Source organism: Nitrospira sp. (genome assembly GCA_024760545.1).
Taxonomy (GTDB): domain Bacteria; phylum Nitrospirota; class Nitrospiria; order Nitrospirales; family Nitrospiraceae; genus Nitrospira_D.
The window spans coordinates 2,892,745-2,919,387 of record CP060501.1; the positions used below are offsets into that span (position 1 = coordinate 2,892,745).

Genomic DNA, 26,643 nt, shown 5'->3' on the forward strand with positions numbered 1-26,643 from the left:
GTCTCCTAAGTCCCTTCCATCCTCACCCCACATTGTGACTCGTGCCCACTTATGCTCGATCTGTTCGTGTGTGTTATGCCGGGTTGAGTAGATTTCGCCTGGCGCTTCCAAGAAGGGGGTGACTCCCATTTCAACCTCAATTGTCGTTTACGTCATACTCTCAGGAATCATCGGCGCGTTGATTGGTGCAGGGATATTTGAGCTTCTGCGGCGCCGCATGACAGGGGCCAAACAAGCTGAGGCGGAAGAGTTGGCCAAGCAGGTTGTGCAGAATGCGCAACGCGAGGCGGAGACTGTGCTCAAGGAAGCCAAATTTGAGGCTAAGGACCTCGTGTTTCAAGCGAAGTCCGAATTCGAGCAAGAGCAGAAGGCAAAGCTTGGTGAGCTCTCGGCGATGGAAAAACGTGTCATTCAACGAGAGGAAGGGTTCGATAGAAAGCTCGCCGCCTTGGAAAAGCGCGAAAATGATGCGCGCAAGCGCGAAGCGGATTTTACGAAACGAGAAGAGGGGCTCGTGGCCAAGGAGTCTTCCTGTGCCAAGGCTGAACGCGAGCATCGCGACGCGTTGGAACGGGTGGCCGGCATGACGGCGGAAGAGGCTAAAAAACAATTGATTGTCGAGATGGAGTCGCAGGCGAAGCTGGATGCCGTCGGGATTGCTAAACGAACGATCGAAGAAGCCCGTGAGAATTCCGAACGGGAAGCCCGGGAGATCATTACCACGTCGATTCAGCGTGTCGTGCGCGACTATGTGTCGGAGTCCACGATCTCGGTGGTTCCCATTCCGAATGATGCCATGAAAGGTCGGATCATCGGTCGGGAAGGGCGGAATATCCGTGCGCTTGAGGCGGCGACGGGCATTGATCTGATCATCGATGAAACCCCTGAGGCGGTGATCATTTCAGGGTTTGATCCATTGCGGCGCGAGATTGCGAAAGTGTCGCTGGAACGGCTGATGCACGATGGACGGATACATCCCACGCGAATCGAGGAGATCGTCGACAAGGTCAAGGTCGACATCGACAAGCTGATGTACGAGGAGGCGGAGAAGATCATCTTTGAGCTGGGGCTCTCTGATTTTCATCCGGAGTTGATCAAAGTACTGGGGCGTCTGAAGTATCGAACGAGCTACGGACAAAATAACCTCTATCATGCCCGCGAAGCCTCTTACATTTGCGGGATCATGGCGTCGGAGTTGGGCCTCGATGTCAGGTTGGCTCGCCGTGGAGCCTTGCTTCATGATATCGGCAAGGCGGTCAGCCATGAAGAAGAGGGACCGCATGCCATGTTGGGGGCCGAGATCGCCAAGAAATACGGAGAATCCCCCCAGATCGTCAATGCGATCGCTGCGCATCACGAGCAGGTGGATCCGATCTGTCCGGAAAGCGTGCTCGTGGCGGCTGCAGAGGCCTTGTCGGCGGCTCGCCCCGGGGCCAGACGGGAGGCCCTCGAATCCTACGTGAAGCGTTTGGAAAAACTGGAATCACTTGCAACCGGCCACAAGGGAGTGCAGAAAGCCTACGCGATCCAAGCCGGGCGCGAAATTCGCGTGATCGTGCGACAGGAAGACATCACCGATGCCGAGTCATTTCAACTGTCCCGTGAACTCGCGAAGAAGATCGAACAGGAGTTGACCTATCCTGGGCAGATTAAAGTCACCGTGATTCGAGAAAGCCGATACGTGGAATACGCCAAATGAAGGTTCTATGTATCGGAGACATTATGGGAGAGCCGGGCCGCCGGTCTGTCGCCCGGGTGGTGCCCCGCCTGATTGCGCAGCGCCAGATTGATGCGGTCATCGCTAACGGTGAGAATGTTGCGGGGGGGTTCGGGATCACGCCGGATCTGGCCGAGGAACTCTTTGAAATGGGCATTTCGGTCATCACGACCGGAAACCACGCCTGGGATAAGAAAGAAGCGGTCGATTACTTCTCTCGCGAACCCCGCGTCTTGCGTCCCGCCAACTATCCGGCGGGAGTCCCGGGAAACGGTCACGTCGTCATTGAAACTGCCGGCGGGGAGCGGCTGGCGGTGCTGCAGCTGATGGGCCGGGTCTACATGCCGACGATCGATTGCCCATTTCAGGTGGCGAAACGTGAGCTCTCGCGGTTGAAGCGAGAGACATCGGCGATTATCGTCGATATGCATGCGGAAGCCACGTCTGAAAAAATGGCCATGGGGCATTATTTGGATGGAGAGGTCGCGGCGGTCGTCGGCACGCATACGCACGTGCAAACGGCCGATGAGCAAATCCTCCCGAAGGGCACCGCATATATGACGGACATCGGAATGACGGGGCCGCTCCATTCGGTGATCGGAGTGAAGAAAGAATTGGCGATCGATAAGTTTTTAACCGGCATGCCGAGACGTTTTGAAGTGGCCTCTGGACCGTCGGTGTTTTGCGCGGTGTTGCTCGAGCTCGATCCCCGCTTGGGCAAGGCGATCGCGTTTGAACGAATTCGCCTCATCGATTAGGTTGGAACACTGAAATAGGCTGGGGCCTGCATGTCTGCGGTGGCTCAGCTGTGATCATTGAGTACCTCGCGAGTGTCATAAGGAGAGGACTCACGAACACATACTCTCGCTCATCTCTATCATCTCCCGATGTCTCCTCGAGGCAGGTCCTCACCGTTTCGGAACTGAACGCCATGGTTCGGGCTTCCCTCGAAACTGACTTTCCCGAGGTGTGGCTCGAAGGGGAAATCTCGAATCTTCGCGCGCCGGGTTCCGGGCATGTGTACTGTACACTGAAGGATCAATCGAGTCAGGTTCGAGTAGTGCTCTTTCGTTCGGTCGCGATTCGTCTGCGGTTCGATTTGGAGGATGGATTGCATGTCGTTGTGCGGGGGCGGCTCTCTGTCTACGAGCCGCGCGGTGAGTACCAGGTCATTCTGGATCATCTTGAGCCCAAAGGGCGTGGCGCTCTCCAACTGGCGTTTGAGCAGCTGAAGCATCGTCTCGAGTCGGAGGGGCTCTTCGATGGGAAGCGCAAACGAGCATTACCGGTATTTCCTTGGACGGTCGGAATCGTGACCTCATTGACCGGAGCGGCGGTTCGAGACTTGATCACCGTGTTGCACCGTCGATGTCCCATCTTGAGGATTGTCATCGCGCCTGTGCAGGTACAGGGGGCCGGATCGGCTGAGCAAATCGCCTCAGCCATTCATGCGTTGAACAAACTGGGCTTTATCGATGTGATGATTGTGGGGCGAGGCGGTGGTTCGATGGAGGATCTGTGGAGCTTCAACGAAGAAGTCGTCGTACGAGCCATCGCTACGTCGCGGATTCCGATCGTGTCGGCGGTTGGTCATGAGACGGACGTCACACTGGCAGATTTTGCGGCAGACGTACGGGCGCCGACGCCATCGGCTGCGGCTGAAACGGTTGCTCCCGTGTTAGCTGAGGTCGTAGCCTGCCTAAGCAGGCTCACCACCCAATGTCGGCAGGCTATAAGCTCGCAGTGCCTGGAACACAATCAGCGCCTTGACCTTCTGCTCGCCCATCTGGTGAATATCCGGTTCAGAATTCTCAAGGAAGCCCAACGTGTGGATGGTGCGGTGGCGGGCATGCGAGAAGCCGTGCGCGCCCAGCTGAAGGAAGCGATGGCGAGCGCGCAAGCATGGACCCACGTGCTGATGTCGAAGAGCCCTGCCATCCAAGTGCGCCGGGATATGGTGATCATTCCACAACTACGATCGCGGTTGATGGGGGCGGTGAGCCATGGCCTGAAATGGAGGGCGCAGCAGGTCCATGCCTATCTCGGCAGATTGAACGGTTCGAGTCCGCTTGCCATCCTAGATCGAGGCTATGGAATCCTCGAGACGGCGCAGGGGCGCCGGGTCATTCGGGATGCCCGGCAAGTCTCTGTTGGAGAAGAGATCCTGGCACGTTTGGCAAGGGGCCGGCTACGCTGTACCGTCGAGGAAGTGACGCCGGACCCGTCGGTTTAAAAGCGAACCAAGACCTCGTTATAATGGCCCTCGTTGCTGCGTAAAGGAGAGCATTGTGGCTGGAGTGAAATTTGAACAAGCGATGGCCAGACTGGAAGCCATCGTGGGTGAATTAGAGAAGGGAGATCTGCCGCTGGATGAATCGCTGAGGATTTTTGAGGAAGGCATCCGGCTGTCCAAGAATTGTCTGAAAGTATTGGAAGACGCCGAACGGAAAGTAGAGGTTCTCGTTCAGGACAAGAATGGAAAGAAGCAGTTGCGCGCCTTCACGTCCGATGACATCGACCTACAGAGTTCCGCAGAGGATTCATAACCGGTCGATCGTCTGATCACCGTTTGGTTCTCATTCGCTCCCCTTTTCAATTCGATGGGTACGAAAGCACGACTCGAGAAAGATCGTTGTGACCATGTGCTGGCGGCCCAGGGATTGGTGCAGAGCCGGGATGCCGCAGCCCGCATCATTCTTGCCGGAAAAGTCAAAAGCAACGGCGTGATCGTCGATAAGCCGTCCAGAATGATTCCTGTCGATGCGTCCATTGAGATTACCGGAGAGAGTACGCCGTTTGTCAGCCGAGGCGGTGAAAAACTGACGGCAGCGCTGGATTCCTATTCGATCGTCCCTCAGGGCATGATCTGTCTCGATGTCGGATGCTCGACCGGCGGGTTCACCGACTGCTTGCTGAAGAGAGGGGCTGCAAGGGTGTATGCCGTTGATGTCGGCTATGGTCAGTTCGATTGGCGACTTCGGCATGACCCGCGCGTCGTGTTGATTGAGCGAACCAACATTCGCTACATCGCGCGCTCTGCCATACCGGAACCGGTTGACCTAGTCGTCGTGGATGTTTCCTTTATCTCTCTGACGAAAGTCCTTCCGCCCATCACTCAATTTCTGCGATCGCAAGCCAGAATCATCGCCTTGATCAAACCGCAGTTTGAAGTGGGGAAGGGCCAGGTGGGTCGAGGCGGCGTCGTACGCGATGAGACCCAGCGAACGGAGGCCGCCCAGAGAGTCGTACGGTTCGCGATGGAAATGGGATTACGGCCGGTGGGGACTATGGCGTCTCCGATCAAGGGGAAAAAGGGAAACCAGGAAATATTAGCAATCTTTGAGTACAACGCCCCGTTTCATGGTATGTAAGGTGTGTCGCAATTGCCGAGACAGATCAATCAGGAGGGCCAATGAAAGTACTCGTGACGGGCGGCGCAGGGTTTATCGGGTCTCATGTGGTGGATCGACTGGTCGAAGAGGGACATCAAGTCGTCATCGTCGACAATTTGTCCACCGGAAAACGCAAGAACGTCAACCGCGCGGCGAGTCTGTATAAGACCGACATTACCAGCGGGCGTCTTGAACGGGTCTTTCGCAATGAACGGCCCAACATTGTTCTGCATCTCGCCGCCCAGATCAGTGTGCGCAACTCGGTGGCCGATCCGGTGTTTGATGCGCAGGTCAATGTCCTGGGAACCATGAACGTGTTGCAGCAAGCCGTTCGGTACGGATGCCGAAAGGTCGTGTTCTCCTCGTCCGGCGGTGCGATTTATGGTGAACAGGAAACATTCCCAGCCTCTGAGTCCCACGTGAATAACCCGCTGTCACCCTATGGGATCAGCAAACTGTGCGGTGAGCATTATCTGTCCTACTTTCAACGCACAAGCGGCATTCCAGTGGTCAGTTTACGGTACGCCAATGTGTATGGACCGCGGCAGGATCCCGAGGGAGAAGCCGGCGTCGTTGCGATCTTCATTCAGAAGATGTTGAACAATGAGCAACCCATCATTAATGGAAATGGCCGTCAAACGCGAGACTTCGTGTTCGTCGATGATATCGCTGAAGCGAACCTGGCCGCCATGGGTCAGGACGCGCATGGGGTCTACAATGTCGGCACAGGGACCGAGACATCCGTGAACGAGCTGTTCCGCGTGCTTGCCGATCTCACCGGTTCCGGTGCCAAGGAAGTCCATGGGCCGGCCAAGCCGGGTGAGCAGCTGCGAAGCGTGATCGATCCATCCAGGATCAAACAGGAATTAGGATGGGAGGTCAAAGTGGATCTCGCCGACGGGCTCAAGCAGACAGTCGAATTCTTCCTGGGGAAAAAGTAGGCGGCGCTTCTGCCACCCATCACCTCTGTCTCGGGAGAGTAACGAGGCCGTCGGGTGCTGACTTTAACTGTGCCAAGATCCGGCTGAATCAGTATCGAGGAACGGACCCATCGACTTGAACAGACCAGGCATCGATCCCACCGACCAAGTTCTTGACGTTGGAAAATCCCTGCTGAAGAAGAAATCCTGTCGCGTCGCCGCTCCTCATCCCGTGGTGGCAGTACGCGATAATTTCGGCATTCTTGTCCAATTTTGACATTGAGTTGGGCAAGGTCCCAAGTGGAATCAGGATGGAATTGTCCAGCTTGGCGAGCTGATTCTCCCAAGGCTCTCGGACATCCAAGAGTATCAGCTTATCTCCATTATCGATTCGGGCCTTCAATTCCTGGGGGGTAATGGCAAAGTTCATGTCACGTCCTCCTCATGGCTGGAGCGAATCATAAGCGACCGGAGAAAAGGCTGTCAAATGCGGCTTGTCACTCAGGCATGCCGGATGTCCTGCGTGTCGCAACTTCCGTAACTCAGGCCGTTTCGAACTGCCATCGCCCTCGTCGATCGGGAAGCGTGAGCGCCTGATCGAGATGGTCGATGAAGTCTGCCCGTGGAATCTCTTCCGCGCCGAACCGCATGACATGAGGCGAAGATTGCTGGCAGTCGATGAGCTGAAAATCCCAGTCCCGGAGCTGTTGTACGAGCCTAACCAGCGCCACCTTTGACGCATCGTCGACGATGGTGAACATCGACTCGGCAAAGAATGCGCCACCGAGCGCCACACCGTAGAGGCCGCCGACCAAACATTCACCGTGCCATGTTTCAACGGAATGGGCAAAGCCGAGTTCGTGCAGCTGCGTGTAGGCGTCCAGCATGTCACTGGTGATCCACGTCCCGCCACCGGGATATTGAGGGCGCGGTCCCGCGCACTGTTCCATGACCTTCCGAAAGCTGGTATCGAGGGTGACCGTAAAGACGCTCCGACGAAGGCTTCGGTTGAGACTGCGTGGGACATGAAGATGTGTGGGGAATAACACGGCGCGGGGGTCCGGCGACCACCACAGAATCGGTTCGTCTTGGTTGTACCAGGGGAAAATACCCTGCCGGTACGCTTCGAGGAGCCGGTCAGGGCGGAGATCACCCCCCACGGCCAGCAGGCCTTCTGGGGATGCCTGATTGACCGGCGGAAAACGAAGATCGTGCTGTTTCAAACGGAACATCGTCACGTACGATACGTGAAGCGACGCAAGACGACGCTGTCCGAAGCAAGATGAATTGGGCAATCACTCTTGGGGTTTCTCGGCCGCCGCCAGGATGGGCCGGAACATCGGATCCGCATCGAGCACCGCCTTTAGTAATTCGCTGTGGAGAAAATAGCGCCAGACCTCATCGTCTTTGTCCGGTATTTCGTCAAACCAATGCTTGGCCTCGGTCAGGTGCCGTAACATTTGTCCCTTGTCCCCATAGTCCGGCATAAAAATCATGCTGTAGGCCATCGTGTATTCCGAGAGAAACTTATCGATCGGCAACTCGGCGATGGCCGACGCCGCACGAGCGTCTTCGTATGCCCGGACACTGTTGGGATCGTGCAACACCCGATTCCAAGCCACTTTGTTGATACGGGACCAAGCCAGCTGAACAAGCGCCTCGGCTTTGGGTGTTTTTCGGTCAGCCGGAATATCGTTGACCAAGGATTCGAACGTGTCGATCATCGGACCTTGATCGTTGTTCCACCGATACGCCATCCCGAGCCGGAAGCGGTTATCCAACTGTTCAGGATGGGTTCGAGCGAGGGTTTCCAACGCGGGCAACAGCCGGTAGAGAAAGTCTGCCGGGGTCGGTTGCGAGAATCCACCCATCTCCATTGCGTTCGAGAGATCCAGGCGGCCGGCGGCTGCATAGATATTCCAATAAAACTCGCCGACGGTCAGGGAGAGCGCCGGATCCTTGACGGTCAGTTTGTGATTCTGGGCGGCTTCGCGAAGCAAGACGGCATAGAGATTTTTGGTCAGGACCATCAGGGCGTCCACCTGATTCGGGTCGATGATCAGGATGCGATTGAGCATGGCGACTCGATCGCGCAATTCGGGAAACGTTGCAGCGCGAGCTGCCGCTGCCGTCAGCGTTCCAGGCTGATCGTCGGGGCCCCACCAGGTAATGGACTCGGGAAGGGGACGGCTCAGTTCGGTCGTGAACGGGATCTTTTCGGCAACCATGCCTGGCGCTTCGGGCCTGGAGTCCAGGGGAAGATGGGAGACAGCGGTGTCTTGCGGGAAACCGTGTTTTCTGAGTCCAGTGAAGACCACCCATCGAGTCGTGATGGATTTCACTGCGCGTCGCTCCCGTTTGATCGTATTCGTCCAGTGGACGATGCCCGGTCCGTACGTAACCGGCGATGCCAGTGGGTCGTGATAGTGGACGGTTAGATCAACCACAGTGGTCGGGACGCTGATGACTTTTCCATTCGGCTTCAGTCGGAAGGATCCATTCGGGATCGAGCGGCTGTTTGTCACAGTAAGATGAAGACCCGTTCCGGGAGGTGAGACCCCAAGAGCATCCATCACAAAGGCAGAGGCTTGAGTACGGGGCAACTCGTCTCCATAAAACGCCAGAGGGCCCGTGCTTGGCCAGAGGACGTTCAATCCAACATCAGACCGTTTCAAGATCGGTGCATGGCCGGCAGTCAGTGCCTGCCAACAACCGTCGTGCGAGGGATCGGCTACAGGGGAGTTCTTGGGGCCGGCCGACGGAACCGTCACGAATTTATACTGGCACGCGAAGTCCAGTTGTCCGGCCGTGATCCTGTCGCCTTTGGCGATGGCCTCGGTATAACGAAGGGCCGTGTCTATGGCGGCCTTGTGGGTGGTTCTGTGCTCCTTCGCCATTGGAGGAAGATTGGATACCGCAGCGGCAAGGTCCGGCGCAGTTGCAGCGAAAACCGTGAGCAGTCCCGAGAGGATCAAGATTCCATAGAGTGTGCGCATATTCATGACGAAAAAGAAAATGAGGTGTTATAGGTTACCGTGTTTGGGCGGTTTGAAGGATCTTTCGGCGCATGAACGCCCGTTCGGCCGTTGATAAAGTTGGGACCTGGCTCCGGCGACAGAGCGACACGATCTGACGCAACGACGCGACAAAGGTCTCACAATTCGAACAGGCCCCCAGATGCCGGCGAATTTCCCGGCAAATACTCCCGGAAAGTTCGTCATCGATATAGGCGGACAGCTTGCGAAGGATATTCAAGCACCGGCTTTTCCCGTGATCGTGCCGGTGCCGAGTCGCTGCGGAATGTTGTTGCCTCCCATACGCGCTACGTTTGGCCATAGAGAGCGTGTCCTCCACAAGCTAAGTCAGTCGTGTTCATGGTCGGTGAACGCCTCATCAAGACCCCGCGCGCTGAGTTGACGGCGCACAAACAGTCGCGCTCGGTGCAGGCGTGATTTGACCGCGCGTTCATTCAAGCCCATGATGGTCCCTACTTCTTTTGCGCTCAGCCCTTCCATATCACGAAGCACCAAGACCATTTTGTACTTCTTCGGCAACTGGCTGATCGCGGCATTAAGGGCCTGCCGTAATTGCTTATTCTGGAGCGCTTCTTCGGGACTGAACCCATCGATCGGGATCTGCAGGCGAAACTCTCCATCGGATGTGGGGATGAATTCCTCGAGCGACAGCTCCCGTTCCGGGGCCCCTTTTCGTTTTCGCCGCATGCGCAAGCACGCCCGTGAGGCGATGGTATACAGCCATGTCGAAATCTGCGCCTCACCACGGAATCTGTCGAAGCCTCGATAGGCATTTAAAAACGTCTCCTGCACCAAATCCTTTGCGGCTTCCGGTTCGCCGCACAGTCGGTGAGCGAAGCGATATATCAGGTCTACATGATCTCTGTATAGAGTATCAAAAGTCTTTGCATTTCGGGAAGGAAGCGAGGCCGGCGGACGGCGAGTGGTGGAAGATGCGCCCATAAGCAGCGCAGTCTACGGGGGGATGGAAAAGAGAGTCAAGACGAAGACGGGAAACTGAAGAACTACTTCAGTCGGTGAAATTCTACGACGCTGCCATGTGCGTCGAGCTCCACCGTGATGGGGGTCCCTTCCCTTAGCCCGTCCAGTGCGGTCTTTCCTGGATCGGTGGGGAAGGTCTGTTCTCCGCTCGGAGTCCAGAGTCTGATGCTGGTTCGATCTGGAGCGGCAAATTCCAACGGACCGGTTACAAAACGACGGACCGGAGCAGGATCACTGGGCGCGGAGAGATCCGTCACGACGTGATGGTCATGCATATGCAACGTCATGGTCTGTCCGACCTTGGGATTCTTGATGCCGATGTTGGCGTTGACATTGATGATGCCGATGGGAGTTCGGAAGAAAATGAAGTTGGATTTCAGTTTTGAGACGGTGCCGGTCAGCAACACGTGTGCACCGGATCCGCTTGCACCGATCTGGCCAATCTGAAGGTCGAATTGAAGGTCATGGACGCCGATGACGGTGTTTGTCTCATCAACTTCAACCGTTACGGGATCGCCCTCTTTACGGGTCGCGAACGCCCGCTCGTGGCTGCCCATGTGGAATGCCTTTTCGCCGTCAGGCGTCCACCACAGCAATCTCTTTTCATCCTCATCGCTTCGTTTAAACGGTCCGCTAAGATAGCGGTGAACAAGCATCCCATCGGTTCGCTTCACGATATCGATCGCAAAATGGTTTTCATGGACCCAAAAGGAGACTTCCTGCGAGGCCGGGAGGGTTTTGAGGGTGGTCTTCGAACTGAGTGAAAGCAGCCCAATCGGTGTCCTTAGAAAGACAATGCCCGGCTTGGCTCGCCAGACCCGGCCTTTGAGTGTGATGGACGGGTTCACCTCGCTGACGGCAGCAGGGCTACTGGTCGAAGGTTCTGCGGCGGTCTCGGGCTGACCCGACTCCTCCGATTCAACCGGCGCCTCGTCCTCGGCAGGCGCCGTATCGGACGGAGGCTGACGCTCCTCTTCCACCGCCAGGCACAATCCGGTCATACCGAGGCTGACAATTCCAATAAGGAACAGGGTACGAAATGCGCGGGAGGTCTGGAAGAATCGAGTCATCGGCATCGAAGTATTCGATCGAGGGATGGCGCAAATTGTCCTGATTGATCTGAATGGCCGGCTCCTCTTGAGCTGTGGCCATAGCAATCAATTATGCGAATAACATGGGCTCCTATCGGAGTCAACCCGAAAGCGAGTTGCCTTGCATCCCGAACGGGGGAAAAGGATCGCCTATTTTTTTCGAACGAGGAGGCGAAGCGGTGTGCCGGTAAACTCGTAGGTCTCGCGCAACTGATTCTCCAAGTATCGCAGGTACGAGGGCGTGAGGTCTTCCGGATGGCCGACGAACAACGCAAAGACCGGCGGTTTGGTAGCCACCTGCGTGATAAACGCCGATTTCGTCACGGCTGAGGGTTTGTGTTTCCGTGCCGGCAACGGATGGGTGACGAGAATCTTCTGTAACCAGGTATTCAGCACGCCGGTGGACACGCGCTTGGTAAACATGGTGTGCACTTCCTTGAGGAGCGGGAAGAGGCGACGAACGGTGGACTCCGGTTTGAGGGCCGATCCATACAGGATCGGAGCCCAGGTTAGGAAGGGAAATCGGCGACGAAGCTCGAGATCATATTCCTGCTTCGCCTTCGCATCTCCGGCTCGTAAGTCCCACTTGTTGATCAGAAGAATGCAGGCACGCCCCTGCTTAAGAATGGCCCCGGCAATCTTGGTGTCTTGTTCCGTGACTCCTTCCATCCCATCCAAGAGAAGGACGGCAATGTTGGAACGACCGATGGCGCGGAGCGACCGCAGCACGCTGTACCCTTCCACTCCACGATCGACCTTGCCGCGCCGTCGAATACCCGCTGTGTCGGTGAAAATGTAGCGTTGATCGTGGTGCGTGACCAGCGAGTCGACCGGATCACGCGTGGTTCCCGGAACATCGCTGACGACGACTCGCTCTTCTCCAAGCAGCGCATTCACGAGGGTAGATTTGCCGACGTTCGGGCGTCCCACAACGGCAACGCGGGGCAGTTGTTCCAGTTCGCCGGATTCGTCAGCCGGTGGGAGCAAGGGATAGATCGCATCCAAGAGCTCAGCGACACCGAGGCCGTGCTCGGCGGATACGGGATAGAGCTGATCGGTTCCCAATCGATAGAAGTCGGCGAGCAACGGATCGGATTTCGGGGTATCAATCTTGTTGATCGCATAGAGAAGGGGCTTCGTCACTCCGCGCAACAGCCGCACGACCTCATGATCCGCGGGTGTCAATCCTGATCGACCGTCCAGCAGCACGATGAGGATATCCGCCTCGGCAATGGCCATTTCCGATTGCCGTCGGATCAGGTTCAGCATGCTGTTGGACGAGGAGAGATCCAGTCCTCCCGTGTCGACCAGCCGAAACTTGCGGTTGCGGTACGCGGCGTCGGCATAGTTGCGGTCGCGTGTGACGCCAGGGACATCGTCCACAATGGCGATTTTTGCGCCCAAGATCTTATTGAATAGCGTCGACTTTCCCACATTCGGCCGGCCGATGATGGCGATGAGAGGAAGCGGCGCTGAGGATTCAGTGCTGAGTGCCGGGTGTAAGGACATAAGAAACAGTCAGGATCCAAAAAGGGAGATGCCGGACCCTAGCATAGGATTTTTCTCAAAGACAACCTGCCTCCTTCGGGTATACTTTCCGCTATGACTCACAACTCGGTCCCCAACACGCAGGACGTCCTCGACTGGACTCACATTGACGATGTGCTGCTCGATATGGACGGGACGTTGCTGGATCGCCATTTTGACAACTTCTTCTTCGAAGAAGAGCTGCCGCGTCGATACGCGACGCTTCACACCCTTTCGTTTGAGGAGGCTCGCAATCGGCTCATGGCGATGTACCGGTCCGTGGAAGGTGAGTTGGCCTGGACAGATCTGCATTACTGGACGAAGCGGGTCGGGATCGATGTGGTGGCCATGCACAAGGAACTCGATCATATGATCGGGTTTCTACCCGGCGCCGAGCCGTTCTTGCGGGGGCTACGTGAACGCGGGAAGCGGATCATTATCCTGACCAATGCCCATGCTTCCGGCGTCTCTGTCAAGACAGCCAAGACAGGTCTGGATCGATACGTCGATCGGATCGTCGATGCCTTTGAGGTGGGCTATCTGAAAATGCGGACGGACTATTGGCCAGTTTGCCGGCGATTGGTGGGATTCGACCCGGAGCGGTCGCTCTACGTCGATGATGATGAAGGTTGTCTTCAGGCCGCGCATCGGTTCGGCATCCGGCATCTGGTCCATAGCGCCAAGTCGAGTTCGCAGTCGCCCGCCCAGGCCTCCGCAACCTTTCCGTCTGTCGAAAGCATGACGATGTTGCTCAATGGCTATTCGTTGCAATGACGTTGTCCCTCCCTTCTTGCGAGGCAGTTCCCCGATACATTTCTCCGCCGATGCGCGGGATCCCCTCCATGACGAAACGGTCGAGTTGTCGAACCACCAGACCGGCATCAGCAATGAGCCGGTCGATTCGGCGATTCAAGTTACAGCCGCAACCGATCAGATTCTGAAGCGGATTCAGTCGATCCTGCCATAGAGCCACACGGGCGTCGTCACTGCGGCCATGTTCGAGAAACAAGAAGCGCCCGCTCGGCTTCAATACACGACGAATTTCCCGGAGAGCTTTCACCGGATCGGCAATCGTACACAGCGTCCAGGTACTGACGGCGCAGTCGAAGGTGTGGTCCGGGTAAGGTAAGGTCTCTGCGCTCTGCTGCGTGATATCAACGGGAAATCCCGCTGAGGCGCAGCGTTGGGCTAGCCGCACAGGGAGCATCGTCACCGGTTCAACCGCCTGCAACCGAGCCACTCCGGCCGGGTACTGCGCCAGGTTTAAACCGGTCCCAAGGCCGATTTCCAAAACCTCTCCCCGCGCTGTCCGCAGCAAGTCTTGCCGAAGCTGCTGAAAAGTAGCTCCGTTCATCACGTGGTCCATCAAGCGCGGGAAAATGTAGGCGCCATACCAACCCATATGAATCGCTTTCGTTTTCGAATGTCTCCCTTGCCTTACCTTACCCTAAGTTCCATGGACGTGGAACGGCCAGGAATTGGCAAGACGCAGCCGCTCAACGTCCTGGCATTGTTGTTGCCCCCGCCGGTCTATGTTAGAGTCCTTCCTTTTTGAAGGGACTTTGACGGCCATGAGCAAAGGGTTCGATCACCACGCCATCGAAGCGAAGTGGCAGGCCTATTGGGACGAACACCGACCCTTTCAAGCTCAGCACGATCCGGCCAAGCCCAAATTTTACTGCCTCGATATGTTCCCCTATCCATCGGGGTCCGGGCTCCACGTCGGCCATCTCGAAGGGTACACCGCCACCGACATCGTTTCTCGGTACAAGCGGATGAGGGGCTTCAACGTGCTGCATCCGATGGGGTGGGATGCATTCGGTTTACCGGCCGAACAGTATGCCGTGAAAACCGGAATCCATCCGGCGAAGACGACGGCCGAAAACATCGCCACGTTCAAGCGGCAGATGAAGCGCGTGGGGCTCTCATATGATTGGGAGCGGGAACTCAGCACGACCGACCCTGAGTATTATCGCTGGACGCAATGGATCTTCTTGAAGCTCTTCGAGCGAGGGCTGGCCTATGTCGCGGAAGTACCCGTGAATTGGTGTCCTGCGCTCGGGACGGTGCTGGCCAACGAGGAAATCATCGACGGTAAGAGCGAAGTTGGCGGGTTCGACGTGATCCGCAAGCCGATGCGCCAGTGGGTGCTGAAGATCACCGCCTATGCCGATCGATTGCTCGAGGACCTGAAACTCGTGGATTGGCCTCCCAGTACGTTGGAGATGCAAAAAAACTGGATCGGGCGTTCGATCGGCGCGGAAGTCGAATTTTCATTGGCCGATCAGAAGGGCGCGATTCGGGTGTTTACGACCAGACCGGATACGCTGTTCGGGGCGACCTATATGGTTCTGGCACCTGAACACCCGCTCGTCGATGTGATCACGAGCGAGGGGCAAAAAGACGCGATTACGGCCTACCGCGAGGCTTCGGCGAAGAAGAGCGATCTGCAACGGCAGGAACTCGACAAGGAGAAGACCGGCGTATTCACCGGCGGCTATGCCGTCAATCCCGTGAACAACGAACGGCTGCCTGTTTGGGTCGCGGATTATGTGCTGATGAGCTACGGGACCGGCGCAATCATGGCTGTACCGGCGCATGACGAGCGCGACTGGGCGTTCGCCCATCACTATCAGCTCCCTATTCGAGAGGTCATTTCCGGGGGACACGTCGAGGAGGCGGCGTTCACCGACACGGATCGCGGGACCGTCGTGAATTCATCGACTCAGGATGGCGGTTTCTCGATCAACGGCCTCACGCCTTCCGAAGCGATTCCGAAGATGACCGACTGGCTGGCGAAGCAGGGAAAGGGAACACGAGCGGTCAATTACAAACTGCGCGATTGGCTCTTTGCCCGCCAGCGGTATTGGGGTGAACCCTTTCCGATCGTGTGGGTTGACGGAGAAGCGCACCCGCTCCCGGAGGAGCACCTTCCCCTCGTGTTGCCGGAGGCCAACAATTTCAAGCCGTCGGGTACCGGCGAGAGTCCCTTGGCGAACTTAGGCGAGTGGCTGGCCACGACGGATCCCACCACGAAGAGACCTGCTCGGCGCGAGACCAATACCATGCCGCAATGGGCCGGCTCTTGCTGGTATTACCTCAGATTCATCGATCCCAAGAACACGGCCCAGTTGGTCGACCCGGTGAAGGAACGATATTGGATGCCTGTGGATCTCTATATCGGAGGTAGCGAGCATGCCGTGTTGCACCTTCTCTATGCACGATTCTGGCACAAAGTCCTGTTTGATGTCGGGGTGGCCAGCACGCGTGAGCCGTTCATGAAATTGGTTCATCAGGGGATCGTGTTGGGAGAAGACAATCAGAAGATGTCGAAATCGAGGGGGAACGTCGTCAATCCCGATGACATGATCGATCAGTTCGGCGCGGATGCCGTGCGGCTCTATGAGATGTTCATGGGACCACTCGAAGCGATGAAACCGTGGAGCACCAGGGGCGTGGAAGGAGTGACGCGATTCTTGGAACGGGTCTGGCGGCTGATGGTCGACGAAGACGGCCGATTGTCCAGCGCCGTCGTCTCAACAACTCCGAGCCTTGACCATCAACGCCTGCTTCATCAGACGATCAAAAAGGTCACGGAGGATATCGAGGCGCTTCGTTTCAATACGGCGATCTCGCAAATGATGATCTTCACCAACGAGATGACGAAGGCCCAGCAACGGCCGCGATCCGTGATCGAGCCGTTTGTCCTGCTCCTCGCTCCGTTCGCGCCGCATGTGGCCGAAGAGCTCTGGGGCTGCCTGGGACACCAACCCAGCGTCTCGCAGCAACCGTGGCCGACCTTCGATCCGGCCATGACGGTGAGCGAGCGCATGACCATTCCCGTTCAAATCAACGGGCGGCTCAGGGCCAAGATCGATGTGCCGGCCGACGCGGCACGCGAAAATGTTGAGCAACTCGGCCGCGAGGCGGCGGCGGAGTGGTTGCAAGGGAAAGAGCCGAAAAAAGTCATCTACGTCGAAAAGAAGCTGATCAACTTCGTGATCTAGGGAGATGCGGCGTGCCGGGTGTTGAGGTCACAAGAGGCATGGGTCACGGGGGAAGGCGGAACCTCCAGTCGGAACTCGGCGCTCTTGTCGCAGTCGTGCTCGTATCGAGTCTCGTCGCCTGCGGCTATCAATTTCGAGTCGAGGGAGCCGGACCCACCATCGGAGGAGCGGCCGCTCCCACTTCCACCGAGCCACCGCCACGACTCATCATCCGGACGTTGCTCAACAACAGCTTCGAGCCGAATCTGGAAACCCGATACACCAATTACCTTCGCGAAGAGTTTTCTGCCGGCAGCGGGACGCAGGTGGTTCCTGAGTCCGACGCGGCGGATCTCGTGCTGACCGGGCAAATTCTGTGGGTGAGCGTGCCGACGCTCAGTTTTTCACAGACGGCAACGTTGGAAAGCAGGGCTGAAGTCGTCGTGACGGTTCGGGTGGAAGATATGCGGTCGAAAAAGATGGTGTGGTCGCAGCTTGCAAAGGGAGCGTCGGAGTTCTTCATCACGCCCGATCTCCAATTTAATCGGGCGTTGCAGAATCGGGCGATGGAGCAGGCAGGTCGCTTTGTGGCGGCGGACTTGGCGGCGCGGTTTCTACTGCAAGTTGAAACCGGTGCACTGACCAAGCCGGTGTCCATACCCGCTCCCGGGCCTCATTCGAACAACGAGTAGAGCCAATGTCATCGGCCGTGAATCATGCGCAGTTGGAATCAGTGCTCAAACAGCAGGCGCCGGCGTCTTTGTATCTGGTCGTCGGGGAAGAAGACCTGCTGAGAGATTATGCGCTCGCCGCGATCAAGCGCGCGGTCCTGGGCAGTGATGGGGATGAATTCAATTATGAGTTGTTCTACGGGGATGAGGCGAGCGGGAGCGATATTCGGAACAGCGTGGCGGCAGTGCCGGTCTTCGCGGAGCGCCGCTTGGTCGTGGTGAAGACGGCGGAAAAACTGTCCGCTCGGGAAAGCGACCTCCTTCTCGACTGTGTGAAAAGTCCAGTGGACTCCACGACCCTGGTGTTCGTTAGCCCAAAGCTGGACGGTCGGCTGAAATTTTCCCAAGCCCTGACCAGAGCGGCCGTTGTGGTCGATTGCTCACCGCTCCGGGATGCTCAGTTGCCTCCGTGGATTGCCCATGAAGCGAAACGGGTGGGGCTTCAGCTGGAAGAAGAAGCGGCGCAATCACTGCAAGAGGCCTACGGCTCATCCCTCTATGGTGTGCGCCAAGAATTGGAAAAGCTGGCTTCGTATGTGCCGCCCGATCGTCCGGTCACCGCTGCCGATGTCCATCTGCTCCGCGGCATGGAGCCCGGTGCGTCCGTGTTCGATTTGACGTTGGCCATCGCAGAGGGCCGTCGTGGACGAGCCCTTTCGATCTTGGCGCGCAACCTTGAGGCAGGGGAGGCTCCGCTTCGGATTCTCGGTTCTCTTGCCTGGCAGTATCGTCGCCTCTGGAAGGTCAAAGAGCTGTTAGCCAGTGGCGGCCGTGATGGGGAAGCCGCCAGAAGTTTGTGCATGGACCCGTGGAAAGTCCGCTCTTTTCTCGATCGGTTTTCCGAACCACATCTTCACGCGGCCCTGCGTCTTTTTCTGGACGCGGACGGGAAGCTCAAAGGGGGAAGCGGCAGCCGTCCACGGATGGTGCTGGAGCACCTGCTGTTGAAGCTGTGTGAGGAGACCGCAGGAAAACGGGTGGAACCGCCTCGCCGTCCCCCTGTGTCACCGAAACGAGTCCCTGCGCGGGTGGTGTCGAACGTGCGAACGATTAAGAGCCGGAACCGGACAGAGCGTTGACACGAAGCGCCAGACGCGACACACGGCGGGAGGCAGTGTTAGGATGAAGGACACCTTTCGAAACGGCTTTTCCGATCGCCGAGGTGGCTTCCAGCAAGCTGGTCTTCGCCTCATCCGCCTTCTTTCCGGCCACGGCGGACTGCACTTTCTTGATCAGCGTCTTGACTGTGTTGATGGTGGCACGATTCCGCTCATGACGCCGCTCGGCTTGGCGAGCTCGTCGAATAGTCGATTTGTGAGTCTGAGGCATCGAGTACTCCTGTAGAAAAGAAAATGACTTCTATCATAGGGCATCGCCGATCGTCAAGGATCGGTCCTGCAGAAGGAGCAAAGGCATGGTGAAAATTGCAGCGCGCGACCGACTCATCTTTGCGTTGGATGTGCCTTCAGCGGCAGACGCCGATCGACTTTTGGATCGACTCCACGGGCACATTTCTTTCGTGAAAGTCGGCCTTGAGCTCTATACGGCTGCAGGCCCTGAGATGGTGAAGCGGATTGTGGAACGAGGAATGCGGGTGTTCCTCGACCTGAAGTTTCTGGATATCGAAGAAACGGTCCGTCGCGCGACGAGCCGGGTTGCGGGGATGGGCGTGGATTTCCTCACCGTCCATGCCAATCGCAAAGCGCTCACCGCGGCCGTGCAAGGGCGGGAGGGTTCATCGCTGAAGCTGCTGGCCGTGACCGTGTTGACCAACTTCGACGGCCAGGATCTGCGGGAGATGGGGATACAACGGACGGTTCAGGACCTGGTCACAGCGAGGGCATTGCTCGCCTCGGAAGTCGGCTGTGACGGTGTCGTGGCGTCCGGTGAAGAAGCGTCAGCCATCAGGCAGAAAGTCGGACCTCGTTTTGCAATCGTCACGCCGGGAGTCCGGCCGACCGGCAAGGGGGTGGACGATCATGCGAGAGCGACGACCCCCACGCAAACGATTGCGTCCGGCGCAGACTATCTGGTGATCGGTCGGCCGATTCGTGACGCGGCAGACCCACCGGCAACCGTCGACGCCGTTCTGGCCGAAATGCAAGCGGCGTTCGATGCACGACAGTAAAGAGTCTTGGTTGCGACGGCAATCCGCGCTTTGTTAATATCATCCTTCCTCAAGCCCTCGTGGTGGGTGTAGCTCAGCTGGTTAGAGCGCCGGATTGTGGATCCGGAGGTCGCGGGTTCGAAACCCGTCATCCACCCCACTTGCCTTCCTCGCAACTACTGGATAGGTCAGCTGATCTGACGATGCTGGCACCGTGAATGCGGCTAAGGAGGAACGCGATGAGAAAAATCTGTTGGTCACTCGCCGTTATTGGGGTCGTTGTGGTCCCATTTGTTCATGTCCTCGGGTTTGCACAAAACTATCCTTCAAGTGTCACTCAGAAGGTACTTTCCGCGCAACGGGACGTGAGGACCATCGGTATGCCTGAGTACCGAAAGATCGTTGATAATCCTGCTAATGCGCTGATCATCGATGTTCGTGAGCCCGACGAGTACGCAGCGGGGCATGTGCCGGGCGCAATTAACATTCCGCGCGGCATGCTCGAATTCCAGATTTGGAAACAGGTCGGCTTTCCTGCCAAGAGCGAACTCGACAAGCCGCTGTATCTTCAATGCTCGAGTGGCAACCGTGCCTCTCTCGCGGCGAAATCCCTTAGAGAGCTAGGTTTTACCGACGTCACTGCCGTGGTGATGAGCCTAGATGAGTGGCAAAAGGCTGCCAATCCGTTTGTGAAGTAGGGGTGTTCCAGGTACAACGTTCATAGCTCACGGTCGTGGTCGTCGATGACCATCGGCTGCTGCGCCAGGAATTGCGGAGCCTTATCAGTGCTTATGATGGCTTCACGATGGTGCAGACCATAGATCTGAAGGGATAAGAACAAGTATTTCCAACGGTTCTGATCCAGGAGTTTACGCATTGTCTATGCCTATGGTACAACGTCGCGCATGGAAAACATCCGACCAGAAGTTGGGAAGTTCCTCCGTTCGTGCGAACACTTGTTTGGCTTCACCCATGAGAGCGGACAGCTCACACCCGAGGAGTGTCAAGTCCTGGAATACTACGTTGAAGAACTTCATAAACAGATAGCATCTCACTGTAGTGCTTCCACTGCTCATTGCCCCGAAAACCCAACTTCTGTTTCTCAGCCTTGAGAACTATCACACCGTCTTGGCCTCTTCGACTTCTGCTCCTGACACCGCTTCCATCATCATTGAGTGTCACGTTGGAACACTTAGGCTCTAGTGATCTGACAACCTCGCATCCCTCGGACTGACTGCTCCTCGGCTGGTAATTTATTCCCTGCGGCATGGAGCGATTACCATAGTGCTGCAGTACGGCGAACCCGGCCGAAACTCTCACAGGGTATTCAACGGGGAATGTGCATGAGCAGTATGTACACAAAGAGTTGATCTCAATGAAGACGCTAGAGGAAGGACATGAACGGTTGCAGTATCTCAAATTCTGCGCGTTTTGAATCACTCTAGAGAATCTTGGGATTTGTCGGGCGGCGTTCCGGATTCGGCGGTTGTTTTGACCATTCGTGTCGCACGAGTATGAAGCGTCTCGTCGGCTTGTAACTCTTCTCTGAATGACCCTAGTCTTCCGAGATATAACCATTTGATATATAATGGATATCAAGTTCTACGAGCGACCCGCTGTCGGCTATGAAGTCCTCCTGTTGAGACCGGTTCAGGATGTAAGCTCTACGACACTCTCCGAACCGTCATTGAGTACCGTTCCGGATCTCTGTACAGCACTATCTATCCCTTCGGCGGGCTGATTCGGGATATGCGGTTGATCGAAAGGCAGTCAAGGAAAACCTAGGCACTTCACTAGTAAAGTTACTGGTTTGGTGGTCTGTCTCTAGACATTTCGTCTGGATGGGATCAGCATCATCGTGGAGTGTACTCATGGTATCTCAAGTAGAGACGAAGGTCATCGAGTATGATGTCAGAGACTTGGCAAAGCGATTTGCTATGCCACCCTCCGAAGCGCATGACATGCTCTGGAATGAAATCCACCAGCTTGAACAGGCCGCTCGCATTCAGGATTTTGTTCCCGTGCTCGCGCCGAAACACGTCAAGGAGCATCTCCGAGATAGGCCCGCCCAGCAATCCGCCTGAACGGTCTGTCGCCTCGGTTAGTGAAGCTACTTCCCCCGCTCGGCGACTCTTAATCCATTCTTGATAGTTACGTAACGACCCAGTGCCACTGTGCGGACAGCGACCGGCGCACTATGATCACTTCGGGAGGCTCGCGAGAGGACAAGGCTTAGGTCACCTCGCAATCTGGGACATCCCCTAGTTGGTCAGGTGATATAGGGGAGATAAGCTCAGTGAGGGATGTCCACTACTAACTAGGTTTTCTGACGACAGATCGAGCACACTTTTCAGAATGAGCCACGACCAGCTTATGGCGAGGAGACGCGATAATGCCCAATACCGTCAGAGGTTTCTTCCACACGCTCGCACACGCGGAACAGACGAAGTTCGAAATCGCAACTCTCAAGCAGATTCCGACTATTGATATGCAGGTGTATGACCAAACCGGTGTTCAACTCACCGCTGGTACCGCCGCATCGCCAAATAGTTCTTTCGAGAGTCTCAAGGACTCCCTTGGATTCGGTCCATTGAGCCTGCCTCTCTACCCGGAGGGCGTTCGCCGTGGTGGGCCGGTTCTCGATATCCAAGCCGATGATCGTCACATCGATGCGATTGCCGATGTGTTGGATCGATGCGGAGCGGAGGACATCTCAATCTTCACAGCAGCAGAACGGAAGTAATTCAACCAGAATCATGGCTGGTAGAAACCGGCGTGACCAATCTATCGAACCCAGGACACAACAATGCCTGACTATAAGCATCGCTGGATCGAGTTGAGTCCTAGACAAGATACTCACGATGGGATGTGGCGCTGTCATTATATGATTATTGAATTCAGGCACATGTCGTGGAGGTATCGCCAAGGATATCCTGACGGAGTCTTCGCGTCCCGTGATGCTGCCGCCTCTGTTGCTCTGGAGGAAGCGCAACGTCTCGTCGATGCAGGCGTCGATCAGATGGCCAGCGTAGGTACTGGTGAACAACAGGGCAGAAGGGAGTACGCCGAAGACGGTTCATGAGCTGGTGGGGATGCTATAGCTTTGTGACGCATTTCTCCTTCCATTCAATTCAATATAGCCCTCCTGACATCCCCAAATGATTCGTGTACTACCCCAACTGCGTCAGCTCGGAAAGCTCTGAGCGACCTTCAAGAGATAGTACTGAATCAGCTCCACTTCAATGTATGTGAGTTCCTCTACCTTTACACTGCAGTCGAGTAAGATTTCTGAGGCAACCATGTATTGCCTGATCTCTTCGCGCAGGGTCATGGGAGAGACTATGCAGTGTTGAAGTGAAGTGGATTCTTAAGGTAAGGTGAGCGTGTGGGTGTCAGCTAAACTGGCAATTGTCTTAGCTTCTGACATCCATGAAGCCGCTTTACTCCGATATTCTGAACGCCTCAAAGTACCGACACAAGTTTCCACCACACGCACTAGTAGACCAAATCAAGTCCGATCTGGCCTCCACCGGCATGGTAGGGAGTGGAGCAGCGATAAAGCTCATCTCCTTGACCTATTGTTTGAGCGCCGAAACGGTCCTGTATGAATTTGCGGCTCATATATTGAGAAATCTCCCGGATCTCGGGCTCACTTCCCAGGAGAGCCTCCTTGAAGTCATCGGCGAAGCGTTCACGACCATCATGGCGGAAGCCAGAGGATGCGCCCTGAGAGAGCTTCCAATCGAGGAGTCACGGGAGTTGGCATCAAGTTACTTCAATGAACGAAGCGGTCGTTTTCTGGAGCAGTTGCAGAGGAAAGTCCACCAAACTCTCAGTGACCAGTTAGAGCAAAGCTAGCCCGATTCTGAAGATTCAGAGCTGTGTTGAGGTGCCCCACCATCCTCTCCCGTTTACGTTAGTACCCTAGGGTTTGTCCTAGTGCCGCACCCCATTGAGGCTGATTAGGCTGGGGCCTTCTGCTTACGAGGAACCCAACCTATCGGTCCGTGAAAGGAGCGCACAACATGACTATGACGGTTAAATACTGTCTTAAATGTGGTGATAGGTTGTCATACACGGCACCGCGGAATGAAGACGAAATCAAATTTTACTGGGCCAAGCTCCGAAGGCATGGTTCGGTCACTCGCCAGGGAATATGTGATGGTTGTGGACGGGAGGCCAGCATAACCAGTTATCCGGTACCAGATTGGGTCACGCAAGCTGTCTAGAGCATCCACGTCGTGACTGTAAGATTTTCATCCACCCCACTTGCCCTGCTCGCAATGACTGGATAGGTCAGCTGATCTGACGATGTTGGCACTGTGAATGCTGCCGCTGGTTGCGCGGGGGCTTGCTGGGGGGTAGCGTCCTCGTCCATCTTGGTGTATGTGTATATGCAGGCCGGTCCACATCAGGGGGCAACCTCGTGCTCTCCAGACCGGTTCTTATCGACCTAGCTCCCATATCGGCACAAGCCAGTACAGTGCTTCCCCTGCTTTACCGATGACGTCCTCCAAGCCCAGTTTCTACCAATTACCCGTACAGATTGCGGCGATCACGGCGGTGGTCGTGGTGACCTGGCTGGCGGCGTGGCAGTATATGCAACAGTCGCTGATACAAACAGCCGGGGAAGCTCTCAGTTTAGGGGCGGCGGAAATCGCCTCGAAATTCGATCGGCTGATTTTTGAACGCTATGATGATCTGCGCGTCATGGCGGTTGTTTTGTCGAATCGTATAAAAGAAGATCCGCCGTTCGTGCAGCATTATCTTCACACGGTTCGGGACACCCGTAAAACATATCATTGGGTTGCGGTGGCGGACAGGGAGGGACGCTTGGTGGCCTCAACTTCGAATGAATCTCCGCGAGGGATGGATGTCAGTGCGACCCCCTGGTTTCAGGAGATCCGCGCACTGGCCTTGACAAGGCCAGATGCCACCTTACTGGGAGGAGTTGATGCCTTCTTGGCCGAGGAAGGTGCACCTGATGCGATCGCGATCTCACGAGCCATCTACGATTCGCGCGGAAGCTTTGCCGGCGTGGTAACGAGCCGTATCACCCTCTCCGTCTTGGAAGAGATTGCAGTGGAAACGCTGCCCAGTTTGCCCAACAAAAGTTCCATGTTGACCGATATCGAGTACCAGATCATCGCTGAGGATGGAGTGGCCTACGTCGACAGTGACTTGGCTCATAAGGGCCGATCCAACTTTTCCGCCCTGAAAATGAGATCGCTGGAATTGGCGCGCCAAGGTAAGGGGCGTTATATCGAGGAAATGAACCTGCGGAAGCACATTCCCATCATCACAGGTTACAGTCACACCAGGGGATGGGGTCAGCCCGATGCGTTTCGGTGGACGGTATTGGTGAGCATACCCACGGCGTCGCTAGTACAGCCCGTTCGAAGTTTTCATTTCAAGGTCGGAGCAGTCGGCGTCGTCATCGTCCTGCCGATCTTCTATCTCCTCATTTGGATGCAAGGACGATTGCTCAAGGAATGGAAGCTCGCCCAGGCGGAACGAATGCGCGCCACGGCGGCCGAGGCACAGTATCATCTGTTGTTGCAGACTACGGATCAGGGCATTTTCGGAGTGGATCACAACGGGCGCTGCACCTTTATGAACCAGTCAGGGGCCAAGATGCTGGGCTATATGCCCTACGAATTGCTAGGGCATCCCTTCCATGATCGTGTGCACCGTGGAGGCGACGTACTCTGTGGCGATCAGTGTGTGCTGCTACGGGCTCTTTCACATGGGAATTCCACGCGACTCGAGGAGCAGGTGTTCCGGCGTAAGGATGGGACTGTGCTGGAGGTGGAATGTTCGGCCTTTCCCCTCACGGAACCCAGCCATACCACTGACTTCGTGTTCACGTTTGTCGATATTACCGAGCGTAAGCAGCGGACCAAGGAGTTGATGCTGTACCAGGGGCGTCTGCAGTCGCTCGCGAATCAATTACGTAAAGCAGATGAGACGGTCCGCCAACGCGTGGCGACCGAGCTCCACGACAATCTTGCGCAGACGCTCGCCCTGTGCCGGATGAAACTGGAAGCCCTGTCGCGCGCCACGACGCCGTCGTGCGCCGCCGGCATTGCGCCAATTACGGAGCTGATCAAGGAAGCGTTGGCAGTCATTCGACAATTGATGAGCGATTTGCGACCACCGACGCTCGGGGGTGACGGGGATCTAGCTGCAGCGGTCCAGTGGGTTACGGAGAAGCTACAGCGCCATGGATTGGTCGTCCGAGTGATAGATGATGGCAAGCAAAAGCTGTTGGATGCCGAGGTATTGCGTACTGCATATCAGTCGCTCCATGAGCTGCTCTTCAATGTGCTCAAGCATGCGCAGGTCACCGAAGCGACGGTGCGGCTGCGCCGAATTGGTGACCATCTTGCCATTCAAGTCAAGGACCGCGGCGCTGGTTTTCAAATGGAGGGCTCGCAGGCACCCACACGGGAGGGTGGGTTCGGTCTGTTCAATCTACAAGAACAACTGCACGCGATCGGCGGACGCATTCGGGTCTGGTCCGTCCCTGGGCGCGGGTCCCGAGTGACGATGCTGTTCCCGTTGCAGACCCGTACGGTCACGGCGCTGGCCGGGTATCAAGGGAAGCAAACCTCCACTGCAGCCCAGCCCGGCAACGGAGATGACCGTCCCAGTCAGCTTCGGATTCTCTTAGTAGATGATCATCAGATCATGCGGCAAGGTCTGCGCAGCATGCTTGAGAGCGAACCGGGATTCGAAATCGCCGGCGAAGCGATGGACGGAGAAATTGCGGTAGAGCTCGCCGCCTCAGTCCATCCTGACGTTATCCTCATGGACATCAATATGCCGAAGCTCAACGGCGTGGAGGCCACCCGTCGCATCAAGCACCAGTTCCCAAACATCGCCGTGATTGGACTATCGATGCACGAGGATCCGAAGCTTGAGCAGTCGATGTACGAGGCCGGCGCCTGCGCTTACTTATCGAAGGGCACGGCCTTCAATGTCGTCTGCGACACGATCAGCAAGGTGCGGGGCGGGGACCGCACGACGGAGAACCATCCTGTCAACTGATATTCCGTGGCGAGACTCGGGCAGCAGATTATGATAGGACAAGCCGATCAGTATGGCCGCTGGCATGGCATGTCTGTGTGGGTGAGTTAGCTCGCTGTTCACCATG

At 56.4% G+C, this 26,643-nt stretch carries 26 protein-coding genes and 1 tRNA gene; 17 read left to right on the top strand and 10 right to left on the bottom strand.

The annotated features are described in order from the left end of the window. The first annotated feature begins 127 nt into the window (after positions 1 to 127). The 6 genes from rny (at position 128) to H8K03_13620 (ending at position 6,050) form a co-directional block, all read left to right on the top strand. Entirely contained in the window at positions 128 to 1,699 is a 1,572-nt protein-coding gene (gene rny, locus H8K03_13595) for a ribonuclease Y (protein ID UVT22482.1), read from the top strand. Then, a complete protein-coding gene (locus tag H8K03_13600) occupies positions 1,696 to 2,475 on the top strand; it encodes a TIGR00282 family metallophosphoesterase (protein ID UVT18845.1) in 780 nt (259 codons plus the stop codon). The genes rny and H8K03_13600 overlap by 4 nt, the downstream gene beginning before the upstream one ends. A gap of 173 nt (positions 2,476 to 2,648) precedes the next feature. Continuing rightward, positions 2,649 to 3,950, top strand: coding sequence for an exodeoxyribonuclease VII large subunit (gene xseA, locus H8K03_13605; protein ID UVT18846.1), 1,302 nt, complete (start codon positions 2,649 to 2,651; stop codon positions 3,948 to 3,950). Between the two features lie 55 nt (positions 3,951 to 4,005). Then, complete coding sequence (gene xseB, locus H8K03_13610; protein UVT18847.1) at positions 4,006 to 4,263, top strand: exodeoxyribonuclease VII small subunit; 258 nt, start codon at positions 4,006 to 4,008, stop codon at positions 4,261 to 4,263. Between the two features lie 54 nt (positions 4,264 to 4,317). Beyond that, on the top strand, positions 4,318 to 5,088 hold the full coding sequence (locus H8K03_13615; protein UVT18848.1) for a TlyA family RNA methyltransferase: 771 nt from the start codon (positions 4,318 to 4,320) through the stop codon (positions 5,086 to 5,088). A gap of 41 nt (positions 5,089 to 5,129) precedes the next feature. Then, on the top strand, positions 5,130 to 6,050 hold the full coding sequence (locus H8K03_13620; protein UVT18849.1) for an SDR family oxidoreductase: 921 nt from the start codon (positions 5,130 to 5,132) through the stop codon (positions 6,048 to 6,050). Between the two features lie 88 nt (positions 6,051 to 6,138). Here the strand turns inward: H8K03_13620 and H8K03_13625 are convergent, their stop codons facing one another. From H8K03_13625 to der, 7 genes are all read right to left on the bottom strand, one after another. Beyond that, on the bottom strand, positions 6,139 to 6,459 hold the full coding sequence (locus H8K03_13625; protein UVT18850.1) for a rhodanese: 321 nt from the start codon (positions 6,457 to 6,459) through the stop codon (positions 6,139 to 6,141). Positions 6,460 to 6,571: 112 nt separating this feature from the next. Beyond that, the gene (locus H8K03_13630) at positions 6,572 to 7,261 is read right to left on the bottom strand and encodes a leucyl/phenylalanyl-tRNA--protein transferase (GenBank protein UVT22483.1); all 690 of its coding nucleotides are present in this window, start codon (positions 7,259 to 7,261) and stop codon (positions 6,572 to 6,574) included. A 63-nt stretch (positions 7,262 to 7,324) separates the two neighbouring features. Further along, complete coding sequence (locus tag H8K03_13635) at positions 7,325 to 9,031, bottom strand: hypothetical protein (protein ID UVT18851.1); 1,707 nt, start codon at positions 9,029 to 9,031, stop codon at positions 7,325 to 7,327. 28 nt (positions 9,032 to 9,059) lie between these two features. Further along, positions 9,060 to 9,365 carry a zf-HC2 domain-containing protein gene (locus tag H8K03_13640; protein ID UVT18852.1) on the bottom strand — a complete coding sequence of 102 codons (306 nt, stop codon included), beginning with the start codon at positions 9,363 to 9,365 and terminating at the stop codon, positions 9,060 to 9,062. A 26-nt stretch (positions 9,366 to 9,391) separates the two neighbouring features. Further along, a complete protein-coding gene (locus H8K03_13645; GenBank protein UVT18853.1) occupies positions 9,392 to 10,006 on the bottom strand; it encodes a sigma-70 family RNA polymerase sigma factor in 615 nt (204 codons plus the stop codon). A 62-nt stretch (positions 10,007 to 10,068) separates the two neighbouring features. Next, complete coding sequence (locus tag H8K03_13650) at positions 10,069 to 11,115, bottom strand: hypothetical protein (protein ID UVT18854.1); 1,047 nt, start codon at positions 11,113 to 11,115, stop codon at positions 10,069 to 10,071. A gap of 171 nt (positions 11,116 to 11,286) precedes the next feature. Further along, on the bottom strand, positions 11,287 to 12,645 hold the full coding sequence (gene der, locus H8K03_13655) for a ribosome biogenesis GTPase Der (protein ID UVT18855.1): 1,359 nt from the start codon (positions 12,643 to 12,645) through the stop codon (positions 11,287 to 11,289). A 93-nt stretch (positions 12,646 to 12,738) separates the two neighbouring features. Between der and H8K03_13660 the strand changes: the two genes are divergently transcribed. Then, complete coding sequence (locus H8K03_13660) at positions 12,739 to 13,437, top strand: HAD hydrolase-like protein (protein UVT18856.1); 699 nt, start codon at positions 12,739 to 12,741, stop codon at positions 13,435 to 13,437. On the opposite strand, the gene H8K03_13665 is transcribed toward H8K03_13660, so the two are convergent. Beyond that, the gene (locus H8K03_13665; protein ID UVT18857.1) at positions 13,415 to 14,065 is read right to left on the bottom strand and encodes a class I SAM-dependent methyltransferase; all 651 of its coding nucleotides are present in this window, start codon (positions 14,063 to 14,065) and stop codon (positions 13,415 to 13,417) included. The two genes, H8K03_13660 and H8K03_13665, sit on opposite strands and share 23 nt — an antisense overlap. 169 nt (positions 14,066 to 14,234) lie before the next feature. Here H8K03_13665 and H8K03_13670 point away from each other — a divergent pair, with 169 nt between their 5' ends. From H8K03_13670 to holA, 3 genes are read left to right on the top strand one after another with little or no spacing between them, the layout of a single operon-like run. Next, on the top strand, positions 14,235 to 16,670 hold the full coding sequence (locus H8K03_13670) for a leucine--tRNA ligase (GenBank protein UVT18858.1): 2,436 nt from the start codon (positions 14,235 to 14,237) through the stop codon (positions 16,668 to 16,670). Between the two features lie 11 nt (positions 16,671 to 16,681). Beyond that, positions 16,682 to 17,341 carry an LptE family protein gene (locus H8K03_13675; GenBank protein ID UVT18859.1) on the top strand — a complete coding sequence of 220 codons (660 nt, stop codon included), beginning with the start codon at positions 16,682 to 16,684 and terminating at the stop codon, positions 17,339 to 17,341. Positions 17,342 to 17,346: 5 nt separating this feature from the next. Then, complete coding sequence (gene holA / locus H8K03_13680; GenBank protein ID UVT18860.1) at positions 17,347 to 18,459, top strand: DNA polymerase III subunit delta; 1,113 nt, start codon at positions 17,347 to 17,349, stop codon at positions 18,457 to 18,459. Here holA and rpsT read toward each other — a convergent pair. After that, on the bottom strand, positions 18,431 to 18,709 hold the full coding sequence (gene rpsT, locus H8K03_13685) for a 30S ribosomal protein S20 (protein ID UVT18861.1): 279 nt from the start codon (positions 18,707 to 18,709) through the stop codon (positions 18,431 to 18,433). The genes holA and rpsT overlap by 29 nt on opposite strands. Before the next feature lie 85 nt (positions 18,710 to 18,794). On the opposite strand from rpsT, the gene pyrF reads away from it, so the two are divergent. From pyrF to H8K03_13700, 3 genes are all read left to right on the top strand, one after another. Next, on the top strand, positions 18,795 to 19,508 hold the full coding sequence (gene pyrF / locus H8K03_13690; GenBank protein ID UVT18862.1) for an orotidine-5'-phosphate decarboxylase: 714 nt from the start codon (positions 18,795 to 18,797) through the stop codon (positions 19,506 to 19,508). Between the two features lie 62 nt (positions 19,509 to 19,570). Continuing rightward, positions 19,571 to 19,647 (top strand) — tRNA-His (locus tag H8K03_13695). A 79-nt stretch (positions 19,648 to 19,726) separates the two neighbouring features. Next, positions 19,727 to 20,185 (top strand): hypothetical protein, encoded by a 459-nt coding sequence (locus tag H8K03_13700; GenBank protein UVT18863.1) that lies wholly within the window; start codon positions 19,727 to 19,729, stop codon positions 20,183 to 20,185. A gap of 20 nt (positions 20,186 to 20,205) precedes the next feature. Here the strand turns inward: H8K03_13700 and H8K03_13705 are convergent, their stop codons facing one another. Beyond that, a complete protein-coding gene (locus tag H8K03_13705; GenBank protein UVT18864.1) occupies positions 20,206 to 20,364 on the bottom strand; it encodes a hypothetical protein in 159 nt (52 codons plus the stop codon). 994 nt (positions 20,365 to 21,358) lie between these two features. On the opposite strand from H8K03_13705, the gene H8K03_13710 reads away from it, so the two are divergent. The 4 genes from H8K03_13710 to H8K03_13725 all read left to right on the top strand — a co-directional run bounded on the left by H8K03_13710 (position 21,359) and on the right by H8K03_13725 (position 26,537). Further along, complete coding sequence (locus tag H8K03_13710) at positions 21,359 to 21,571, top strand: DUF3562 domain-containing protein (GenBank protein ID UVT18865.1); 213 nt, start codon at positions 21,359 to 21,361, stop codon at positions 21,569 to 21,571. 308 nt (positions 21,572 to 21,879) lie between these two features. Beyond that, a complete protein-coding gene (locus tag H8K03_13715) occupies positions 21,880 to 22,230 on the top strand; it encodes a hypothetical protein (GenBank protein UVT18866.1) in 351 nt (116 codons plus the stop codon). A 686-nt stretch (positions 22,231 to 22,916) separates the two neighbouring features. Then, the gene (locus H8K03_13720) at positions 22,917 to 23,345 is read left to right on the top strand and encodes a hypothetical protein (protein UVT18867.1); all 429 of its coding nucleotides are present in this window, start codon (positions 22,917 to 22,919) and stop codon (positions 23,343 to 23,345) included. Between the two features lie 645 nt (positions 23,346 to 23,990). Continuing rightward, positions 23,991 to 26,537 carry a response regulator gene (locus tag H8K03_13725; GenBank protein ID UVT18868.1) on the top strand — a complete coding sequence of 849 codons (2,547 nt, stop codon included), beginning with the start codon at positions 23,991 to 23,993 and terminating at the stop codon, positions 26,535 to 26,537. Positions 26,538 to 26,643: the final 106 nt, after the last annotated feature.

What these genes read in the sequence shown, in the direction of transcription:
- H8K03_13720 (UVT18867.1), top strand. Translation starts at nt 22,917, where the DNA reads ATGAAGCCGCTTTACTCCGATATTCTGAACGCCTCAAAGTACCGACAC.
- H8K03_13650 (UVT18854.1), bottom strand. Translation starts at nt 11,115, where the DNA reads ATGACTCGATTCTTCCAGACCTCCCGCGCATTTCGTACCCTGTTCCTT.
- H8K03_13660 (UVT18856.1), top strand. Translation starts at nt 12,739, where the DNA reads ATGACTCACAACTCGGTCCCCAACACGCAGGACGTCCTCGACTGGACT.
- H8K03_13710 (UVT18865.1), top strand. Translation starts at nt 21,359, where the DNA reads ATGGTATCTCAAGTAGAGACGAAGGTCATCGAGTATGATGTCAGAGAC.
- H8K03_13600 (UVT18845.1), top strand. Translation starts at nt 1,696, where the DNA reads ATGAAGGTTCTATGTATCGGAGACATTATGGGAGAGCCGGGCCGCCGG.
- H8K03_13725 (UVT18868.1), top strand. Translation starts at nt 23,991, where the DNA reads ATGACGTCCTCCAAGCCCAGTTTCTACCAATTACCCGTACAGATTGCG.
- H8K03_13670 (UVT18858.1), top strand. Translation starts at nt 14,235, where the DNA reads ATGAGCAAAGGGTTCGATCACCACGCCATCGAAGCGAAGTGGCAGGCC.
- H8K03_13625 (UVT18850.1), bottom strand. Translation starts at nt 6,459, where the DNA reads ATGAACTTTGCCATTACCCCCCAGGAATTGAAGGCCCGAATCGATAAT.
- H8K03_13635 (UVT18851.1), bottom strand. Translation starts at nt 9,031, where the DNA reads ATGAATATGCGCACACTCTATGGAATCTTGATCCTCTCGGGACTGCTC.
- H8K03_13705 (UVT18864.1), bottom strand. Translation starts at nt 20,364, where the DNA reads ATGCGTAAACTCCTGGATCAGAACCGTTGGAAATACTTGTTCTTATCC.
- xseA (UVT18846.1), top strand. Translation starts at nt 2,649, where the DNA reads ATGGTTCGGGCTTCCCTCGAAACTGACTTTCCCGAGGTGTGGCTCGAA.
- H8K03_13620 (UVT18849.1), top strand. Translation starts at nt 5,130, where the DNA reads ATGAAAGTACTCGTGACGGGCGGCGCAGGGTTTATCGGGTCTCATGTG.
- H8K03_13630 (UVT22483.1), bottom strand. Translation starts at nt 7,261, where the DNA reads ATGTTCCGTTTGAAACAGCACGATCTTCGTTTTCCGCCGGTCAATCAG.
- rpsT (UVT18861.1), bottom strand. Translation starts at nt 18,709, where the DNA reads ATGCCTCAGACTCACAAATCGACTATTCGACGAGCTCGCCAAGCCGAG.
- holA (UVT18860.1), top strand. Translation starts at nt 17,347, where the DNA reads ATGTCATCGGCCGTGAATCATGCGCAGTTGGAATCAGTGCTCAAACAG.
- pyrF (UVT18862.1), top strand. Translation starts at nt 18,795, where the DNA reads ATGGTGAAAATTGCAGCGCGCGACCGACTCATCTTTGCGTTGGATGTG.
- der (UVT18855.1), bottom strand. Translation starts at nt 12,645, where the DNA reads ATGTCCTTACACCCGGCACTCAGCACTGAATCCTCAGCGCCGCTTCCT.
- H8K03_13665 (UVT18857.1), bottom strand. Translation starts at nt 14,065, where the DNA reads ATGGGTTGGTATGGCGCCTACATTTTCCCGCGCTTGATGGACCACGTG.
- H8K03_13700 (UVT18863.1), top strand. Translation starts at nt 19,727, where the DNA reads ATGAGAAAAATCTGTTGGTCACTCGCCGTTATTGGGGTCGTTGTGGTC.
- H8K03_13615 (UVT18848.1), top strand. Translation starts at nt 4,318, where the DNA reads ATGGGTACGAAAGCACGACTCGAGAAAGATCGTTGTGACCATGTGCTG.
- H8K03_13640 (UVT18852.1), bottom strand. Translation starts at nt 9,365, where the DNA reads ATGGCCAAACGTAGCGCGTATGGGAGGCAACAACATTCCGCAGCGACT.
- H8K03_13645 (UVT18853.1), bottom strand. Translation starts at nt 10,006, where the DNA reads ATGGGCGCATCTTCCACCACTCGCCGTCCGCCGGCCTCGCTTCCTTCC.
- H8K03_13715 (UVT18866.1), top strand. Translation starts at nt 21,880, where the DNA reads ATGCCCAATACCGTCAGAGGTTTCTTCCACACGCTCGCACACGCGGAA.